This window comes from Embleya sp. NPDC055664 (assembly GCF_053618075.1).
In genome coordinates, this window is the sequence record NZ_JBSHGZ010000001.1 from 394,462 (window position 1) to 413,413 (window position 18,952).

Genomic DNA, 18,952 nt, shown 5'->3' on the forward strand with positions numbered 1-18,952 from the left:
GGCCCGTAGCCGTCCGATGCGCGCCTGCACCGCGCCCGGCTGCCGCGCCGAAAGCGCTCCCCCGCTCCACGCGACTGGTCGGGTCGCGCCGGCCGGTGGATGCGAAGTGGCAAACGAATGGCACCGGGATGGCATGTCGACGCCACTCGGACACGTCGATCGTGGATGTCTTCGACACCGGTAGGCCGTGCTTGGACGGCTACCGCAACGACATCGACGAGCAGCTGTCCGGAAGTACGGATAACCGGGCAGCTCCGCATTGACGGAGGCGCCTGTGCACGCAATCGACAAGCTCCTCGCCGCAAGGCCACCTCACGGTCGGCGCGCGCTGCTGTTGGATCTGGATGGTGTGTTGCTCGACACCCTCCCCGTAATGCGTACTGCGTGGTCCGCCGTCTGTGAACACCACGGTGTGCGGGAGCCGTTCGAGGTGTACGCGCAGCACCTGGGCCGTCCCTTCGAGGACATCATGAGGCTCCTTGATCTGCCGAACGGCGAGCGGCTGCAGGCCACCTACGACAGGGCTTCCCTCTCCGCAGCCCACCTCGCGCGTCCCTTCCCCGGCATCGCGGAGACGCTACTTGCCTTGGCCGCAGATGACTGGCTCCTCGGCGTGGTCACCTCCAAGCCGTTGCGACGAGCGGCGCCCCTCCTCGTGCAGCTCGGCTGCCCCTTCTCCACGATTCGAACGCCCGGGCTGGAGCGTGGAAAACCCGCCCCGGATTCGCTGTTTCTGGCAGTGCTCGACCTGCGCGTCGACCCGTCTGCGGCCGTGTACGTCGGTGACACGGGAGTCGACCAGGAAGCGGCACGTCGGGCGGGAATCGCGTACATCCACGCCTCCTGGGGATTCGGCGAAGCCCACGAACCACTCCCCGCCATCGCGAAATCCCCGCAGGAACTCCTCCGCATCATGACCCTTGGCGGGCATGCTCGCCTCAACGCCGAAAATCTCGGATGAACCGGCCGCGGCCCGCTCCCGCCTCGACGCCGAAGGTCACCGCCAAGCGAACGCAACTGCATGTTGAAAGGGTGATGGTCGCCTTCTGGGAGCACAGCTCCCGAAAGGCCACCACGCCGGGTGGAGCCTCCTGGTTGTACATCCACCAAGTACCTGTCCGTCGCCTGGTTACGCAACTGGTCCGCAAACTCCTCGAACTCGATGCCGCGTACGTACCGCCGGTCCGGATGAGTGCAACGCCGTCCGTGTGCGGCGAGGACCTGATCGCTCTGCGCGCGACCAGTTCGCGGGAGTACCGCTCGTACACCGTCACCGACTCCGGCATCGCGTTCGCCCTCGGAACGCCCCCGCCGTACATGCCCGCAAGGTCGTCCCTCTCGACTGGGACCACGCACGTGCCCCCTCTACCGAATGCTCTGTGCGAGACGATCGCGATCGGCGCGGAGCGGCTGCCTTCCGACGCCGTGGTGGCGCTGTCCTGGTCTTCCCGGCACGCGGAGACGTTACTGCCGGTGCTGCAGGAGTTGAGCCGTCACGGGCGGCCCAGCGTGATCATCGACCTCGCCACCGACGCGAGCGATCGCTGTCCAAACCCCTCGACTCCGGCAATCACCGTATGGACGGCGCCAACGAATGTCCTGTCGATTTCCGGCACCGTCCCCCGTCTGTGGCCCGTCGATCAGGCACCATTCGGCGAACACGCCACCGTCAGGGTCGGACCACACGCCGTCTTGCTGGACAGGCTGGGTGGAATCGCCGGCGCGCTCTTGGAGCGTGCCGGCGGATGCACCCAGCCGTCCTGGGCCTCCACAGTGGCCTTCGAGGCATGGCTCGACGAATTACTCGCCGAGGTCCGCCCCAACCACCTACTGCTTGCCAACGACACGAGCCCTTTGGGTGCCATCGCTGTCCACGCGGCCGAACGTCGCGGGATCACGAGCACGCTGATCCAGCACGGGGCCTGGGTCCCCGGATCAGTGGCGGTGGAAGCGCTGCACAGCCGTCGAATCGTCGTGATGGGTCGACGCGACGTGCGCATGGCGAAGGCGTGGGCTCGCCATCCGGACGCAGAGATCCACGCCTTGGGCCAGCCGCGCCTCGACCGCCTGGATCTCCTCGATCGAGACATGCAACGCGACTATCTGCAAAGGCTCTTGGGCCTCGGCCCCGCGGGCAAATCCCCGCGGATCGCAGTCTGGGCCTGCCAACCGTTCAGCCCACAGCGGCTTCAGGCCCAAGCCGACATCATCCGGGACGCGCTCCTGCGTGTGAAGCGGCCGTGGGGCCTGGTTGTCGCGCCGCACCCTGCCCAGAGCCGGGCCGTTCTGGATGATCTGATGCGCCGGCTCGAAGAGCCTTCGATAGCCCTGGCCGATCCGGCTGTCGGGGCGCGCGGTTGTCTGGCCGGCGCGGACGCCTTGATCAGTGTTTCGTCCACCTGCGGCATCGAGGCCATCCTTCTCGAAGTCCCCGTCGTGGAACTGCGTCTCGCCGGCGAACGCTCGCTGCGTCTGGCCGAGCAAGAGGCCGCTTGCTCCGCACATACGGCAAGCGATGTCGCTGCGGCACTCGATCAGGTCGTCGACGGCGAAGCCCATGTTGCTGCGGCGGCTCGCGATGCGGTGTGTGTCCGGCGCGGTCACAGCGCCGCTGCGATCGCTCAACTGGTCATGAAGCCTGCGGCGGTCGGTGCGAGGTACGCCCCCACTTACGAGCCGAGGACTCGCTCTGTGCCGGGATCAAACCGAGTCGAAGACGAGGAAGGCTCATTCCGATGACGAACTTGGCGGCCGACAGCGTCGCTGAATTGTTCACCCGAGCCGTGGCCCTGACCAAGGACGGTCGACGAGTCAGTCCGCGCGCGATGGCCACTCGCGAAGTTTTCGACGTGAACCTGCGCCTGACTCGCCCACGTGCACGGCTTCTCCTCGCTCCACCGGCCCGTGTGCTGAACCCCGCCTTCGCAGTGGCCGAAACCGTGTGGATTCTCTCGGGGACCGACGATCCATGGATCTTCGAGTACAACACTCGGCTCGCCCAGTACGCCGACGACGGTGTGCTTCGTGGAGCGTACGGTCCACGACTGCGTAACTGGCATGGCTACGTGGACCAGTTGCGTCGCGTTCTCGAAATTCTCCAGGCCGATCCCGACTCTCGCAGAGCCGTCATCCAGCTGTACGACCCCGGCCGGGACACCGCCGGCCACAGCGACGTCCCGTGCACGCTCGGGTTCCGCTTTCACCTGCGCGAGGGTCGCCTGCTGATGTCCACGACCATGCGCGGCCAGGACGTCTGGATCGGCATGCCATACGACCTGTTCTTCTTCACCACGCTGCACGAACTGGTCGCCGGATGGCTGGACGCCGAGTTGGGCGACTACCACCATCACGTCGATTCGCTCCACATCTACGAGCGCGACATCGAACATGCGGATGCGCTCGGGTTCCTGACCGCTGCCCCTGAAATGCCGGAACTGACCACCCCCTGGCAGGGATTCGACACGCTGCTGAAACGAGTCCGAACCGGTGCTGCCACCGGACATCCGGGGTGGGACGACCTGGCCAAGACCATGCGCAGCTACCGACTGTGGAAAGCCGGAATGCACGAGCGAGCCACGGCCCTCGCCGAGACCATCCACGGCCCACTCGATGACGCGCTGGCCGCTTGGTATGGCCAACTGCGGCTCCGTACCGCCGAACGCAACTCTGTGGCCGGATCGGCAGGAACCCCATGACAGCAAAAGGGAAACGGCAGGCGCCGTCCGTGGTCCTCGGAATGTGCGCCTTCACCCACGACTCATCGGCCGCGTTGCTGATCGATGGCGAGTTGGTCGGCTTCGTCGAAGAGGAGCGCCTGTCCGAGGTCAAGCACACTCACGCCTACCCTCACCACGCCGTCGAGTGGTTGCTCGCGGAGGCCGGTATCAAGGCGGGTGACGTCGAAGCCGTTGCCTACAACTTCCGTCCCGCCGACTACCTTGCCGAAGTACCCGCCACCATGCGCTTCGCGCTATCGCGACACACTCGCTCCCGCACGCTTCCCCGGGCTGTCGGCTTCGCGAAAGTCGGGCTGCGCACCCGCCGCCGTGTACGGGAACTCGAACTGGGCTTCCCCGAGGCGGACGTCACCGCCGTGCTCCATCACCGCACCCACCAACTCGCCGCGTTCGCAGCCAGTGGGTGGGACGACTCCGCCGTTTTGGTCGTCGACAGCCTCGGTGAGCGACAGACGACCACCATCGGCCACGCTCACCAGCGTGTGCTCGGCCGCCCCGACGTCCGCACGGTGCAGTCTCTGCGCGACCCGGCCTCGCTCGGCTACGTGTACGGAGCGATCACCGAACATCTGGGGTGGCGCCGCGGCGATGAGGAGGGCACCGTCATGGCCCTCGCCGCGCTCGGCGATCCGAGCAGGTTTCGCGATCTGTTCGTACGGGCCGTCCCCATCACGTCCGACGGATTCGCACTCGATCCCAGCCTTCTCCCACCGCGCGTCCTGACCTCCGGGTACGCGCGGACCTCTACCGCGTTCGTTGAGGCAACGTGTCTGCGGCGGCTGCCGAGTGCCCCAATCGAGGACGTACACAAGGACCTGGCAGCCGCACTTCAGGAGCGCACCGAAGAGGTCATGGTGCATCTTGCTCGCCGATCACGATCCCTCACCGGTTCACCGCGGTTGTGTGTAGGAGGAGGCGTCGCCACGAACTGCGTCGCGATCGGGCGCATCATCGCCGAGCAGATCTTCGACGAGGTCTTCGTGCCCCCGGCTCCGGGCGACGCGGGGACCGCCATCGGTGCCGCCGCCGCGGTCCACCTCGATGGCGGTAATCCTCACCCGCTGTCGGGAATCGCCGGAACGTGCTACCTCGGCCCTGCTTTCCCTACACCCGACTTCGACCTTGCCGCATGGCCCGGGCTCACCCAGCACATGCCCAACGGCGACGTAGCGGAGTTTCTGGCCGAGCAGCTGGCACGTGGCACGATTGCGGGTCTCTTCCAGGGCAGAGTCGAAGCCGGCCCCCGGGCCCTGGGCAATCGCTCGATCCTCGCCTCCCCGCTGGAGGCCGGGGTGGTCGAGCGGCTGAACGCGACCGTGAAGTTCCGTGAAGCCTTCCGCCCGTTCGCTCCCGTGGTCGCGGCGTCCCACGCCGCCGAGTACTTCACCTTGGGCCAGGCCGCACCGTTTATGTCGATGGCCTCGAAGGTGACTGCCGAAACCCGTCGACGTATTCCCGCAATCGTGCACGCGAACGGCACCGCTCGGGTCCAGACCGTGACCGCCGCGCAGAATCCGTTTCTGCACAAAGTGCTCGCTGCCTTCGCCGATCGCACCGGTGTTCCCGTGCTGATCAACACCTCCCTCAACGTCAAGGGCAAGCCGATCTGCGGGACACCGGCCATGGCTTTGGAGTGTCTGGCCGCCTCCGGTTTGGACGGCCTCCTCCTGCAAGGACGGTGGATCACGTCATGAGGATCGGCTACAGCTTCTGGGGCTTTCTCGGCACCGGTATCACCGACACCCCGGACGGAGGGCGCAGCCACCGACGGCCTCTGATCGACGAACTACTCGCCCGCGGGTACGACGTCGTATTTCTCCAGGCCAACCGCGACCGAGTCGAATCCGGCGATGATCTCGGCGGCACGTACAGCTTCGACTCCGACCTGCCCGAAATCGACGTGCTGTTTCTCGAATGGCGCTGGCCGATCCCGGGACGCAACACCACCCCCTGCGGCAGCCCTGGCCACACATGTGACCTGCACCGGCAGGCCACGCTTCTCGACCACTACACCCGGCAGGGTCGAACTCCCACGATCATTTGGGACAAAGACCGACAGCTGGCCACCGACAACGTTTGGCGGCAACTTCCCAACGTCGCGATGTGCGAGGCCGCGCTTCTGCCGAGTCCCGGTGCTCACCGTCTGCTTTTCCCCGTCGACGACGCGCTCCTGGACGCCGTCGATGTCAGCGCTCTGGCAGCGTCACCGAGACCGATTCCACTGGCCTACGTCGGCAATCAATACGACCGCGACGACGACTTCGACCGCTTCTTGGCGCCGGCCGCCGCAGTCTTCGAGCACCGGGTCGGGGGCAAGTGGTCCACCACCACTCGCTGGCCACACGTCACCTTTCTCGGACGTGTGCCCTTCGGCGAGGTGAGCCGTCTCTACGGCACGGCATTGGCCACAACTCTGCTGCTCCCGAAGCGCTATGCCCGCGTAGGTCAGATGACCCAGCGCATCTTCGAGGCCGTTCTGGCGGGATGTCTGCCGCTGGCCCCCGCTCACATCGCACTTGTCGAGCATTTCGTTCCCGGGGCGCTGATCGTCGACAACGGCGACCAGGTGATCCGACGTCTTCGGTACCTGCGCGAAATCGCCGGTACTTGCAGGCACGTCGATCTGCTCGCACAGAGCGTGCGCCGCCTCGAACTCTTCCGCCTGACCCGCCAGGTGGACGCCCTTGAACGCATCCTCGACGCCGTCGTCTCCGCCGATACCTCACACCGCGAGGTCGCTCGATGAAGGCAGCCCTGCGCGTAACCAGCGTGCGATCACCCGGACGTGTCGCGGGCGGCGAGCCGATCGAACCGGGCCACCCCTCTACCCTGGAGCACCATGGACAAGGTCGCCGTCATCGGCTGTGGCGGAAGCGGCAAGTCGCACCTGGCCCGGCAGTTGGGCGCGATTCTGCACGCACCGGTGACGCACCTCGACGCCGCGTTCTTCGACGACGAGTGGAACCCGCTGCCCATGGAGAAGTTCGCCGCTCTCCAGCACGACTTGGTGGCCGCGCCCTCCTGGGTGATCGACGGCAACTACAACTCGACGCTGCAGATCCGTCTCGAAGCCTGCGACACGGTTGTGCTGATGGACGTCTCCACGCCCGCCGCGCTGTGGGGCATCCTGTCCCGGCAGGTCCGGCACGGCGCCGGACACCGAGGCAACGGTGTCCACAACCGCATCACCTGGGGCGTCCTGAAGTACGTGGCGACCTACCGTCGCCGCATGCGTCCACGTGTGCTGGCCAAGATCGACGCATTCGCCCGCCACGCCGACGTCGTCCTCCTCACGAACCGACGGCACACCCGCCGGTGGCTGGAGAGTCTGGCCTCCCGCTCCGCCTGACCGCATCGAAACGCTCCGCTCCCACGGCAGGGAGGGCGGAGCCATGACGGCCAACCCCTTCCTCGATCCGAATCTTCGGCACCTGCTGTATGGGAACTCCGCCCGGCTCGCGGGTCGGACCCAGGCGCTGTTGCGCGCGAAGACTTCAGGACGTCCGGTAGCTCCCACCATCGCCGACCTGATCAAGGCGCATCGGCCTACTCGCGCGGCCCGAGCGGGCACCATCGTGGACATCGGATGCGGGCGCGGTACGAGCAGCCGCGCTTTGGCCGAGCGCCTTGCACCACGCCGCCTGATCTGTGTCGACGCTGCTCCCGCTTTGTTGAACGAGGCGCGGCGTCGCGTGGGAGCGTGGCCACACACTCAGGTGGACTTCGTCCAAGCGGACTTTCACCGCCTGCCACTCTCCGATGGCCGCTGCGCCGCGGCGGTGGCCGCCTTCTGTCTGTACCACTCGCCCCACCCCGAGCAGGTGATCGCCCAGATCGCCCGGGTGCTGGCGGACAAGGCTGTCGCAGTGCTCGTCACGAAGTCTCGTGACAGCTACCGCGAGTTGGACTGGCTACTCGCCCGAACGGGTCTCGACCCGACAGCCGAGCAACATGGGAGCCTCTACGCGTCCGCCCACAGCACCAACCTCGCCGACCTCGCCCGTTTCCACCTGGACGTCGTCGCGGTCGAACACGAGAAGCACCGATTCACGTTCGCCAACCTCGACCACGCCGCCGAGTACCTGGCTACGAACCCCAAATATCACCTCGCCGATGGTCTGTACGGCAGTCCACAGGCGCTCGCTGCGGCACTGCGCGCTCGTCACCCGGACCGGCCCGTTGCGACCTCCTCATGCGTCACGTACGTAGTGGCCCGCCCGCTCGGCGGTGGATCGTGACCCTCCAGCGCTTCGTCAAGTACTTCGCCGGCGCCGAGAAGCGAGCGTTGGCCGAGCTCCATCACACTTGGCTCGTCCGCCACGCGGCCCCTCTTCGCCTACCGGCTCTCATCACAAGCGGACAAGCCGACCTGGCCTTCGAGTACATCGACGGCCGCCACGCAAGCGCACCGGATCTCCTTCGTCTGGCCACTCACATGGGCGACGCGCACGGAGCAGCGTGGGCCGCCGAGCTGCACCGGGCCCGCCTGGACAGCGCACATCCCCTCGACGGCGGTTCGGCGCTCGCCGACTTCCTCAGCTGCCGCGAGACGGCCCTGCACGCGAGGTTGGTGGAGGGCTACCTGCCTGGCGAGTACGCCCGGGATGCCCTGATAGGGGTGTTGAGCGCCGCCGTAGACGGACCAGCCGCCTTCTACAAGGACAGCAATCCGCGCAACTTCCTGATCACCGAGAACAACACCATCTACACCGTCGACACGGACGACCTGACTCTCGCACCGTTCGGCTACGACCTGGCCAAGTTGATCACCACGCTCGCCATGACACACGGCGCACTCTCGCAAGCCGAGATCGACGAGGCCCTGAGCAGGTACAACAACGCCGCAGCCGGACACGCCTCTCGCCTCGGCCACACGACCCGAGCCGATCTGAAGGGCTTCCTGGCCCTGCACGCCGCGCTCACGGCCCCCTACATGGGTCGCGGGGGTTACCGTCATCCGGCTCAGGAGGGTGCGTGATCACCACCGAACTCGTCCTCGTCCGCCACGGCGAGGCCCAGTGCAACGTCGACGGCCTCGTCGGCGGGCCCGCGACCTGCACTGGCCTCACCGCCCTCGGGCGGGCCCAGATGGAATCAACCGCGATCCACCTGGCCACCGAGCACAGGCAGCGGCCTTTCGCTGCCCTGTACAGCGGGCCGCGGCTGCGCCTTCGAGACAGCGGCCGGATCCTCGCTCGACACCTCGACCTCCCGCTCACCGTCGAATCCGGCCTGGACGGGCCGGTTCACGGTGAGGCGGACGGCAGGTCCTGGTACGACGTGAAGACCGCCGCCGACGGAGGACCGGAGATGCACCCCGACCGGGCCTGGGCCGTCGGCTCGGAAACGTGGAACGGGTATCTACGCCGATCCTGCGGCTTCCTTCACGAACTCGTCATCCGGCACGACGGCGATCGTTTGCTGCTGGCCGCCCACGGCGAGACCATCCTCTCTGCCCATGCCCTCCTGCTCGGTCTGGCTCCCGGAACCACCACGGGTTTCACCATCTCGCACGGTTCACTCACCCGCTGGCAGCGCCACCGCAATCGCCTCGGACAACAGCGCTGGGTCCTCGACCGACACAACGACACCGGTCATCTCCCGAAGACAACGAGTTCGTCATGAAGGCAACCTCCCCCGAGCCGCGGCTTGCGCTGGGCCGGCGAACCCTCGGCGCCGTCCACGTCATCGACGACCTCACGCTGCCCTCTCACGTACTGCGGCTTGTAGATGTCGAAGGCACCCAATACATCGCCAAGCAGCATCATCGGCCTGATCGGTTCACCCAAGAGGTACGCGCCTACATGACCTGGGCTCGGCATCTCGCGCACCACGCACCGCGGCTCGTCGCCCATGACGAAGCAAGCCACACGTTGCTGCTCACGGCTCTCCCCGGAACGCGCGGCGACGTCTTGGCCTCTGGTTCCAGGGATCTCCGGCAGGCCTACGAGGCCGCAGGAGCGACCCTGCGCGTCCTACACGACTCGACCGCCTTCGACGCCAAGGGCATGCTCGGATCAATGCTCGCAGGGCGCCTCGAAGGGTGGATCGACCGAGCGGCAGGACTTGCTTTGCTCACGTCCGCAGAAGCCCGCCATCTCCGCGTCATCGCGACCGAGTTAGCGACTTCGGAAATCTCCGGTGCGGTCTGCCACTTGGACTATCAGCCCCGGAATTGGCTACTCGGGGAGGTCTTTCGGGTCCTCGACTTCGAGCACATGCGACCGGACGCCCGAATACGCGACTTCGCCCGACTCGAATTCCGGCAATGGGCCGCAACACCGCGACTACGTCTTGCCTTCTTCGAGGGCTACGGACGGCAGCTCACCGAACCCGAGCAACGTCTGCTGAACCGCTTCGGAGCGATCGAGGCCGCCACTGCCCTCGTGCGCGGCCACGAGGAAGCCGACCACACGCTGAGCGCTCGGGGCCGGGCAATCCTCGACCTCCTGATGTGACCCCTTCGACTCTGCCTCACTCCCGTCCGGAGAACCCAGTGCTTGACACACCACGTTCCACGACCCAGGCGGCGCCACGTCGAGCGGTCGTCACCGGCTCTGCCGGCTTCATCGGCTCGCACCTTGCCGACGCCCTGCTCAAGGCCGGCACAGTCGTCATCGGCGTCGACCGCCGCGATCCGACGACGGATCCGGCGGCTGCGGCCAACCTCATGTCGTTGGCCGGTCGGCCCGGGTACATCGCCATCACGGCAGACCTGCTGACCTGCGCCATCGAGCCGCTTCTGGTCGACGCCGACGCGGTCTACCACCTTGCCGGCATCCCTGGTGTCCGCTCCTCCTGGGGACCCGAGTTCGCCGAGTACGTGGGCTGCAACATCCTCGCCACGCAACGGATCATGGAAGCGGCCACCAGGCTACGGGTCCCGCGTGTGGTCGTGGCCTCGTCGTCCAGCGTCTACGGGGCTACGAGGGGGCCCAGTGTCGAGAGGGACCATCCGCATCCCGCCTCGCCGTACGCGGTCACCAAGCTGGCCGAGGAACAGTTGTGCCTCGCTCATGCGGCTCGCCCGGACTGCCCGACCCGTGTCGTGGCACTGCGGTACTTCACCGTCTACGGCCCCCGGCAACGCACCGACATGTTCGTCCACCGAGCACTGTCCGCCGCCCTCACCGGTAATCCGCTCCGGTTGTACGGAGATGGTCGTCAACGACGCGACTTCACGTACGTGGATGACGTTGTCGCCGCGACCATCGCGGCCGGCACCCGGTCCACGGCCAGGGGGATTGTCAACGTCGGCGCGGGCACAGGCGCATCGCTGCGTGATGTCATCGACCTCGCGCGGCTGCTCACCGGCCGCGAGATCATCATCGAATCCCGGAGCACCCGCAACGGCGACGTCCCCGTGACCCTCGCCGATCTCCGACGCGCCCGTTCAAGGCTCGGTTGGCGGCCCCGGGTCGATCTTCCCGCGGGTATGCGGCATCAGCTGCACGCCCTCACCACAGCGACCCAACCGACCGCAGTCTGAGGCTTCGAGTACGCATCCGGGAGTCGTCGTGGAAATGCCCGAGATCGCTCGCCTCGACACCTTCTTTCAGCGGATCACCGAGCGCTTCGCAGCACCGTCCAAAGCCAGTTGCCTCGTCATTACCCACGTACTTCCCGAGCGCCCGGTGTTTCTGCGCGCGCTGGCTCGAATGACCGATGTGGTCGCCGTTTTGCCCAAGCCGCGCTCGGTGATGGTTCAGCCGCTCGCAGAGGTGCGCTCCTGCCACCCGGTCTACCCGCTCAGCCGGGGCCTGTTCGCGGACCCGGGCAGCGCCTTGGAATTCCTCGAAGACCGGGCGGCCGAGCGCGAGATCGTTCTCCTCGACGTCGGTGGCTACTTCGCTCCTGTTCTCGACGCCCTGGTCGAGAAATTCTCCGGCCGGATCCTCGGCGTCGTGGAGGACACGGAGAACGGTCATCGGCGATACACATCTCTTGATCGACTGCCATGTCCGGTCTTTTCCGTGGCTCGCTCGCCCTTGAAGGAGTGCGAGGACGACCTCGTCGGCCGGTCGATCGTCTTCTCCACCGAAGCACTCGTCCGCTCTCGGGGCGACATCCTCACCAGTCGTGATGCCTGCGTCATCGGCTACGGGAAGGTCGGACGCTCCATCGCCCGCACCCTGCACGCGCAGGACCTACGGGTAACGGTCTACGACGAAGACCCCGTCAAACGAGTCCAAGCCCTTGCCCAGGGGTTCCGAGTCACGAACTCGTGCACTGAGGCGATCCGCGATGCCGGAGTCGTGCTGTGCGCAACCGGCAACCTCGCACTTCGCCAGGCCGACTTCCACTCCCTGCGGAACGGCGCTTACGTCGCCTCGGTCACCTCGTCCGAAGACGAACTCGACCTCGCGTCCCTCGATGGTCTCTATCGGCGCATCACTGTCGGACCACATCTCACGCGCTACGACGTCACAGGCCACTATTTCTACCTGCTTGCCGACGGCGGCGCGGTCAATTTTCTGCACGGAGCGTCCGTCGGCACGTTCATCCACCTCATCCAGGCCGAGATCCTCGCCGCCACGGCAGAAATCGTCACCGGTGATATCCCTCCCGGCCTGCACGAGCTCTCACCCTGCCGGCGCCGGATCATCTCCACGGTCTGGCTCGACAGCTTCACGAGGTGACGGAAGCACGAAGCCCAACCATCCGAATACGTACGGGGAAAGGTGCCCATGAGCAAGGTGTCAGGGCCGGCACGCCGTCAACGCCACGTGGCCGTCATCCCATGCCGTTGGGGATCCTCCAGATTCCCCGGAAAGCCCGTGGCGGATCTGGGCGGAAGGCCCTTGCTGTGGCATGTCCACCAGCGATGTCGGCAAGCCACCCGCCTGGACGAGGTCGTAGTGGCCACGGACGACGAACGCATCGCGGATGTCTGCGCGAAGTTCGCCATCACCTGCCTGATGACCGGCACACACGCCACCGGAACCGACCGCGTTGCCGAGTGCGCGGGATACCTCGATGCCGACGCCTACATCAACGTCCAAGGCGACGAACCGTTCATCGACCCCGCGGCGATCGACGCGGTATCGCGTTGCCTGAGCCAAGTGGGCCCGGGCGTCTCCGCCGTCAACGCATGTGCGCCCATCGACAATCCGGCGACCTTGGTCGATCACAACGCCGTCAAGGTCGTTCTGGGAATCGACGGTTCCGCCCTCATGTTCTCCCGGCAGCCGATTCCATATCCGAGGGATGATCGTCCGTGCTACCTGAGGCAGCTCGGACTCTACGGATTCACGGCCGAGGGCCTGGCGTCCTTCCAGAACCTGAAGCAGGGCCCACTGGAACGGGCGGAGGGCATCGAAATGCTCCGCTTCCTCGAACATTCGCATCGGGTACGGATGCTCGTCGTCCAGGACATCGGCATGGCCGTCGACACACCGGAGGACCTGAGCCGAGCCGAGTTGCTGCTGAAGCCACAGCGCTGATCCGCGGCAGCACTCCGGTAGGCCCAAGCCTGCCGAGCGATCCTGTCCAATGAACGTGACGACGCTGCGTCAGGCTCCTATCGTGGCGAAGCGAGCAGGTGCCTCCTCGCCCCAACCGGGTGCACGGACCTGAAGAGCCTGGCGGATCTCGTCTCTCTGCTCTCCGCCGGAGGGAATCGGTGATGGCTCCGACCACGCGCTTCCGACAGCTCCTGCAGGAACGCCGATGGCAGACCTACGACTCCTTCTGCACGCAGTTCGCACGTGCCGCCGCAGAGCTGGCCGCACGTGAGGCGGAGCCGCGTCTGAAGAACCTTGAGGTCTCGCGTCGCACGTATGCACGATGGCTGGCCGGTGACCTCGACGGAGTTCCACGGACGGATGCGTGCCGCGTTCTGGAGCAACTACTCGGCGAAGACGTCGAGTCTCTGTTCAGTACGCCCGCACGTGCCCCCGCAGAGCCCGGCGCACAGACTCATGCGCAGGCGCCCTTTCCCGCCCTCGACATCGGCGATCTCCGACACATCGCCGCGGCACTCGACGACGCTCGGAGATACCTCGACCACGATGTGGTGGGGTACTTCCGAGAGAGGCTTTCGGCCTGCGCTCTCGACGACGGCGCGAGCGGCCCGCGACGAACGCTCCCCGCCGTGTTGGGCCTGATCGCAGCGGTAACCGCGACGGTCGAGCACGTCAAGGCAAACGTCCGAGCGGACCTGCTCATAGTCGGAACTCTGGCAGCCGAGTTCGCCGGATGGCTCTACCGCGACACGGGCCAACCCCGACTTGCCGAGTCGTGGCGAGGTCAGGCGCTCGAATGGGCGCGAGCGGCCGAGGCGGAGCCGTTGCAGGGATACGTCCTGCTGAAACAGGCGCAGGCCGCGTGGGACGAACGGAATCCCGAACTGATGCGGGAACTCGCAGAGGCCGTGCAAACAGGGCCATGGCTGTTGCCGCCGGCGGTTCTTGCCGAGGCCGCTCTCCAAGAGGCTCGCGCGCACGCGATGCTCACCGGTGACCTGGACGCGGTGGAGCGCAAGCTCGACAAAGCCCAGGAACTCTTCACCCGCCACACCGATCGGCAAGCCGGCGCCGCCTCGGCCCTGAGCCCGCACTACGCCCCGGCCCTCTTCGGTGTGCAGAAGGCGATCTGTCTGGCGGAGGCCGGCAACCCGCGACGGGCTACCGACGTTTACCACTCCCACCTCACACCGCAGGCGTTCTCCCGCCGCGACTACGGGTACTTCCTCGCTCTCATGGCCGGCACCCTGGCCGCCGCGGGCGAGCCGGCTCGGGCGGTCGAGGCGGGCCACGAAGCACTCACCATCGCCGGCGCGTCGGGTTCCGTCCGCACGTACCGGGAGTTGGTGCGTCTGCTAAGCCACCTGGAACCTTGGCGTTCGCACGCGAGCGTTCGCGAACTGCGGGCGCAGGTCGAGGCGGAGCCGATGGTCGTCAGCGGTGGGTAGTCACCCACTCGGCGACGGTCTCCACCACCTGTGCCTGCCAGTGCTGCGTCTGCGGGTCGGCGTAGCCGGGATCATCGTGCACCGCGAACCCGTGCTGAGCGCCGTCCAGTTCGACAAGTTCCGCCTTTCCACCGAGTTCGCGAACGTATCGCCGCGAGCTGTCGACGGGGATGAAGGTGTCACCGGTCCCGTGGACGAAGAGCGTCGGGATGCCGATCGCGCCGAGTTCGTCGTGCGGGCGAAGGTGGAACACCTCGTTCAGGAGCGGACGTCCGAGTCGGAACGTCGGCGAATGGGGTACGAATCCGCGCTCGGTCAACGCCTGGCCGGCGTCGCCGTCGATGTGGTCGTCGTGCCAGTAGGGCTTGTCCGTGACGAAGCGCTTCTTGTAGTCGAGCAACGGGTTGAACAGGATCAGGCTGCGCAGCGCGCCGGGGTGGCGGGCGGCGTAGAGCGCGCTGACGCCGCCGCCGAAGCTGGCTCCGATCAGGTGTACCCGATCGCCGGCCGCCTCGTTCGCGACGTCGACGGCGGCCCGGATGTCGTTGACGATCCCGGACAGGGTCAGGTCCTCCTGCCTGCCGGCGCTCTCTCCGTGCCCACGGAGATCGAACCGCAGGGAGGCGAAGCCGGCTTCCGCGAGCCCATCGGCGAGACGACCGAAGAACCCGCCCTCCTCGCGGGTGACGCCGCCGCCGTGCACCAGCACCACGGCGCCCAAGGGATCTCGATCCGGGCGCACCAGCGTGCCCTGGAGACGAAGACCGTCCAGGCTTCGGAAGGTCACGTGCGGGTCGGTGGACGCGGTACCTGGGCGAGCCATCGGAAGACCTCCGCAAGCGAAGTTCGACCCGAAGGCCGAGGTGTGGACAGGGTCAGCAGGCCGGGTATACCCGCGACAGGAACAGACCCATGGCGGCCGGTGAGAACACGGCGTGGCCCAGGTCCGGCGTCTTGGAGTCTCGGATCCGTATCTCTGCGGCCACAAGGGCGACTTGCACGCATTGACCGCCGTTGGCGCTGCTGTGGCTGCTGGTCCGCCACCCCTCGCCGACAGGTGCGATGGTGTGTTCGGGATCGATCATCGAAACTCCGTGGCCGCTGCGGTCATCATGTCTCGCGATGCCGCCGGATCGAGGGCGCGGTCGCGCATCTGATCGAAGGCGGCCGTGTAGAGCGCGACGCCGTCGGGATCTTCGACGTACGCGGCGTCTGTGATGCTTTCCCGATAGACCACCCCGGAATCATCGCCTTCGAACCCGAGCATCATGAACGCGCCGTCCATACCGGCGTGCCCGCCCGCGGCGAACGACAAGACCTGCAGCGTGATGTGCGGGAGCTCGCTCATCTCCACGAGGTGCGTCAACTGGTCGCGCATGACGTGGGGATCGCCCATCGCTCGGCGGATCACCGCTTCGTTGATGACGGCCCAGAGCGTGGGCGGGTCGTCGCGAACCAGAATCCGCTGACGTTCGAGCCGTACCCGGATGAGTCGATCGACCTCGTCCTCCGGGCGTGGACGAACCGCTCGGTACAGCGCCCTGATGTAGTCCTCGGTCTGCAAGAGGCCTGGGACGAACTCCGCTTCGTAGTTGCGCAGATCCTCGGCGGCCGCCTCCAGACCGATGTAGAAGTTGAACCACTTCGGCACGGCACTCGCATGGTCGTGCCACCATCCCTTGGCCCGCGATTCGCGCGCGAGGGTGACCAGCGCCTGGTGCATGTCGTCGCCGGTCGCGTACAGCCGGGCCAACGCGTCCACGTCCGTTTGAGAAACACGACCCTGCCCGGTTTCGAGACGCGAAACCTTGGTGTGGCTCCAGCCGAGCCGGGCGGCGACGCTTTCCAGCGTCAGGTCGGCAGCAAGGCGAATGCGGCGCAACTCCAAGCCAAGTCTGCGGCGCCGCACGGTAGGTGACCCCGTGGTCACGGATACACCCCCTCGAAGGTCTGCCGACAGTGTGTCTGGCGGCGCATGGCCCAGCAAGCGAACCCCTGTCGAGGGTCGCGACTCCGGATCCTACTGAGGGCACAAAGATCTTGCGTTAATAACGCCATGCACATTGCATGAGGCACATCTCACTGACACTGTGTTGGTAGACGTTCACGCTGACTCACATCGAGCAGCCGTGAGCATGCATGCGGCCTGCGGACGGCGCATTGCTTGATTCCGGAGGCAGGGTCGCTGCGGGCGTATCCGACGTCGCCGCTCGGTCGATCGCTCGACCAGGGCACGCGGTACGGCCTTCAGGTGTTACGCGCTTCCAGCAACAGGAGGTCGCCTTGGCCGAGTTCGAATCAGCCGTCGTTTCCCTGCCGCCCGACCTCTCCTCCGTTGTCGAGGCCCGCAAGCGGGTGAGCCTCATCTGCGCAGCGGTGGGCATCGACGGCTCGGAACCCGAGCTGGTCGTGCAGGAGTTGACCGCAAACGCCGTCCAGCACGCCGGCCATCGGGGCGGCTTCGAAATGTCCATCGCGCGGCACGGGGACCTGTTGTGGATCCGCGTCCGAGACGGCTTTCCCTGCCGCCTCCCGGACTCTTCCCCGGGCGATCAACTGTCAGAACGCGGCCGGGGATTGGCCATCGTCAAAGCCCTGTCGGCGTGCTTCGACTATCGAATCTCACCGCACGGCAAGACCGTCGCCGTCGCGTTCAAGCTCCCACCGAGCCCCGCCTCGGATCACAGTCACATCTGACCTCGCGATCCGGCGGCGACCACAAGCGGCAAGGCGGGGCGAGGCGAACCACCGTTCCCCCAACGGCCCACAGGATTGCCCGCCCCGCCTTGCTCCACTCCACGCTCGTCGAAGGAGACAGCAGCAATGCCTCGTACCGCTCCCGCGCCCGAACTGCGGGTCCGCATATTCCGCACCCTGCTTGGCACCGCGCGTCTCAAGGCGTTGCCGCTCACCACGGAACAGGTCGGGATCCTGGCGTACGAAGCCGCACGTTCCGCCGAGTCCATCGTCCCGCCCCTGTGCCGGTACGGCCGGGCGCCGAAGCTGAACGCCCGCCAGCTACAGATCCTCGTGGGCATCGCCCGCGGCGCGACCAACAGCCAGATCGGCACCGCGTTGGGTATTGCCCCGCACACTGTGAAGAGTCACATCAAGCGCTTGTTCACGTGCCTCAACGTCGACAACCGCACATCCGCAACCGTCACCGGACTACGCATGGGGATCATCACCCTCGACGACATCGCGGAGCCCCCTGGCAGGGGGAAGCGATGAAGGGATGGCACGGCGAGCGGTGGTTCACCCACCGCGAGATCCCTGAAATCCCGCCACCAACGCAGACATTCGCTCCGCGCACGCGAATCCTGGTACTTACTCGACCCGAAGACGAATCCGCCGCGGGGTGGACGCCCTCCGTGTCCGTCCACACTCCTTCGGAACGGCCCGAGAGCAGGACTGTCTTCGAGTTCACCGGCCCCCGTGTCCAGGCCATCACCCTGTTACCGCCCGGTGTCCCGCCGGCACGCTCGGGCCTGGCCTTGCTCTACTCCGCCCACCTTCGCGCCCAACGCGCCGCCTGCGGCCTCAGGATCCCGTGCGTAACCAGCCCCGCCCGGCCCCGACGGCCCGAACAGGCTGCACGAATCGCACACTTGGTCACGGTCGTCGGCAGATCAGGGCCACAGGACACCGTGGTGTGGGAACTCATGCCAAGCCACTTGATCCTGCCGTGGCTCGGCAGCCGCTACCCGACCCGGGCCCGACTTCTTGAGCAGAACCTCACGCACCTGATCACGGCGAAGCGCCTGGCCCGCCACGACCGGCTTATCCGAACAGGCCCCGCTGGTATCCGGGTATGCCGTTTGCTTTTCCAGCGCTACTTGACCGCTCGTCTGATTCTGCGGAACACCGACTTGTTCATTGAACTCGCCCACGAGATCAGCGTCATGCCTCCTACCGGTGCGTAGACCTCGCACTTCCGACAGATCGGCGGGGATACTTCGGTAGATTCGGCCGGCACCGCCCGCCCGGGCGCAGACGAGCTGCTCGGCGATGTCGCACAGGCTCATCTCCTGGTCATGCAGATGGAGAGCCATGGACGGCATGTCCTCGTCGGTGACACTCGCACCGCCGATGGTCTTGCCACACCTGTGGGCGGACTCATGGCATCCGAGGGAGCGGCCGCGGATGTACTCGCGCTGCCGCCCCTCGTCCGGGAGTTACCGCGTCCCGTCGTCGAGGCGGCCCGCGGGATGCGGCTGGCGCGTAGCTCCTCACGCCTTGAGTTTCGGGACGGGGGTTTCTCGAAGATCAATCTGCGCGGGATCGCCCACCGATGTTGACGGTG

20 protein-coding genes are annotated in these 18,952 nt (G+C 66.6%); 16 read left to right on the top strand and 4 right to left on the bottom strand.

What is annotated here, in order from left to right; genetic code table 11:
* The first annotated feature begins 274 nt into the window (after nt 1-274).
* The 14 genes from ACWGR4_RS01665 to ACWGR4_RS01730 all read left to right on the top strand — a co-directional run bounded on the left by ACWGR4_RS01665 (nt 275) and on the right by ACWGR4_RS01730 (nt 14,649).
* Nucleotides 275-961 carry an HAD family hydrolase gene (locus ACWGR4_RS01665; protein WP_452128242.1) on the top strand — a complete coding sequence of 229 codons (687 nt, stop codon included), beginning with the start codon at nt 275-277 and terminating at the stop codon, nt 959-961.
* Nucleotides 958-2,739: a hypothetical protein gene (locus tag ACWGR4_RS01670; protein ID WP_452128243.1), complete on the top strand. Its 1,782-nt coding sequence runs from the start codon at nt 958-960 to the stop codon at nt 2,737-2,739. The genes ACWGR4_RS01665 and ACWGR4_RS01670 overlap by 4 nt, the downstream gene beginning before the upstream one ends.
* Entirely contained in the window at nt 2,736-3,695 is a 960-nt protein-coding gene (locus ACWGR4_RS01675) for a thymidylate synthase (protein ID WP_452128244.1), read from the top strand. The genes ACWGR4_RS01670 and ACWGR4_RS01675 overlap by 4 nt, the downstream gene beginning before the upstream one ends.
* Complete coding sequence (locus ACWGR4_RS01680) at nt 3,692-5,431, top strand: carbamoyltransferase family protein (protein WP_452128245.1); 1,740 nt, start codon at nt 3,692-3,694, stop codon at nt 5,429-5,431. The genes ACWGR4_RS01675 and ACWGR4_RS01680 overlap by 4 nt, the downstream gene beginning before the upstream one ends.
* Nucleotides 5,428-6,483 (top strand): glycosyltransferase family protein, encoded by a 1,056-nt coding sequence (locus tag ACWGR4_RS01685; RefSeq protein ID WP_452128246.1) that lies wholly within the window; start codon nt 5,428-5,430, stop codon nt 6,481-6,483. Before ACWGR4_RS01680 ends, ACWGR4_RS01685 begins: the two co-directional genes overlap by 4 nt.
* Nucleotides 6,484-6,576: 93 nt before the next feature.
* A complete protein-coding gene (locus tag ACWGR4_RS01690; RefSeq protein WP_452128247.1) occupies nt 6,577-7,086 on the top strand; it encodes a topology modulation protein in 510 nt (169 codons plus the stop codon).
* Between the two features lie 43 nt (nt 7,087-7,129).
* Nucleotides 7,130-7,975: a class I SAM-dependent methyltransferase gene (locus tag ACWGR4_RS01695; RefSeq protein ID WP_452128248.1), complete on the top strand. Its 846-nt coding sequence runs from the start codon at nt 7,130-7,132 to the stop codon at nt 7,973-7,975.
* 197 nt (nt 7,976-8,172) lie between these two features.
* Complete coding sequence (locus ACWGR4_RS01700) at nt 8,173-8,715, top strand: hypothetical protein (protein ID WP_452128249.1); 543 nt, start codon at nt 8,173-8,175, stop codon at nt 8,713-8,715.
* Nucleotides 8,712-9,362, top strand: a complete 651-nt coding sequence (locus ACWGR4_RS01705) for a histidine phosphatase family protein (protein WP_452128250.1) — start codon at nt 8,712-8,714, stop codon at nt 9,360-9,362. The genes ACWGR4_RS01700 and ACWGR4_RS01705 overlap by 4 nt, the downstream gene beginning before the upstream one ends.
* Entirely contained in the window at nt 9,359-10,195 is an 837-nt protein-coding gene (locus ACWGR4_RS01710) for a phosphotransferase (protein WP_452128251.1), read from the top strand. Before ACWGR4_RS01705 ends, ACWGR4_RS01710 begins: the two co-directional genes overlap by 4 nt.
* Before the next feature lie 38 nt (nt 10,196-10,233).
* Nucleotides 10,234-11,226, top strand: a complete 993-nt coding sequence (locus ACWGR4_RS01715; protein ID WP_452128252.1) for an NAD-dependent epimerase/dehydratase family protein — start codon at nt 10,234-10,236, stop codon at nt 11,224-11,226.
* Nucleotides 11,227-11,254: 28 nt separating this feature from the next.
* Entirely contained in the window at nt 11,255-12,376 is a 1,122-nt protein-coding gene (locus tag ACWGR4_RS01720) for an adenosylhomocysteinase (RefSeq protein WP_452128253.1), read from the top strand.
* Nucleotides 12,377-12,424: 48 nt separating this feature from the next.
* Complete coding sequence (gene kdsB / locus ACWGR4_RS01725) at nt 12,425-13,180, top strand: 3-deoxy-manno-octulosonate cytidylyltransferase (RefSeq protein WP_452128254.1); 756 nt, start codon at nt 12,425-12,427, stop codon at nt 13,178-13,180.
* 182 nt (nt 13,181-13,362) lie between these two features.
* Nucleotides 13,363-14,649: an XRE family transcriptional regulator gene (locus tag ACWGR4_RS01730; protein ID WP_452128255.1), complete on the top strand. Its 1,287-nt coding sequence runs from the start codon at nt 13,363-13,365 to the stop codon at nt 14,647-14,649.
* On the opposite strand, the gene ACWGR4_RS01735 is transcribed toward ACWGR4_RS01730, so the two are convergent.
* Genes ACWGR4_RS01735 through ACWGR4_RS01745 form a run of 3 tightly spaced genes read right to left on the bottom strand, consistent with a single transcriptional unit; the run spans nt 14,636 to nt 16,537 of the window.
* Nucleotides 14,636-15,472, bottom strand: coding sequence for an alpha/beta hydrolase (locus ACWGR4_RS01735; RefSeq protein ID WP_452128256.1), 837 nt, complete (start codon nt 15,470-15,472; stop codon nt 14,636-14,638). The two genes, ACWGR4_RS01730 and ACWGR4_RS01735, sit on opposite strands and share 14 nt — an antisense overlap.
* A gap of 52 nt (nt 15,473-15,524) precedes the next feature.
* The gene (locus tag ACWGR4_RS01740; protein WP_452128257.1) at nt 15,525-15,734 is read right to left on the bottom strand and encodes a DUF397 domain-containing protein; all 210 of its coding nucleotides are present in this window, start codon (nt 15,732-15,734) and stop codon (nt 15,525-15,527) included.
* On the bottom strand, nt 15,731-16,537 hold the full coding sequence (locus ACWGR4_RS01745; protein WP_452128258.1) for a helix-turn-helix domain-containing protein: 807 nt from the start codon (nt 16,535-16,537) through the stop codon (nt 15,731-15,733). Before ACWGR4_RS01745 ends, ACWGR4_RS01740 begins: the two co-directional genes overlap by 4 nt.
* Before the next feature lie 395 nt (nt 16,538-16,932).
* Between ACWGR4_RS01745 and ACWGR4_RS01750 the strand changes: the two genes are divergently transcribed.
* Nucleotides 16,933-17,346, top strand: a complete 414-nt coding sequence (locus tag ACWGR4_RS01750) for an ATP-binding protein (RefSeq protein ID WP_452128259.1) — start codon at nt 16,933-16,935, stop codon at nt 17,344-17,346.
* Nucleotides 17,347-17,472: 126 nt separating this feature from the next.
* On the top strand, nt 17,473-17,880 hold the full coding sequence (locus ACWGR4_RS01755; protein WP_452128260.1) for a response regulator transcription factor: 408 nt from the start codon (nt 17,473-17,475) through the stop codon (nt 17,878-17,880).
* A 398-nt stretch (nt 17,881-18,278) separates the two neighbouring features.
* Here the strand turns inward: ACWGR4_RS01755 and ACWGR4_RS01760 are convergent, their stop codons facing one another.
* Nucleotides 18,279-18,701: a hypothetical protein gene (locus ACWGR4_RS01760; RefSeq protein WP_452128261.1), complete on the bottom strand. Its 423-nt coding sequence runs from the start codon at nt 18,699-18,701 to the stop codon at nt 18,279-18,281.
* Between the last annotated feature and the right edge of the window lie 251 nt (nt 18,702-18,952).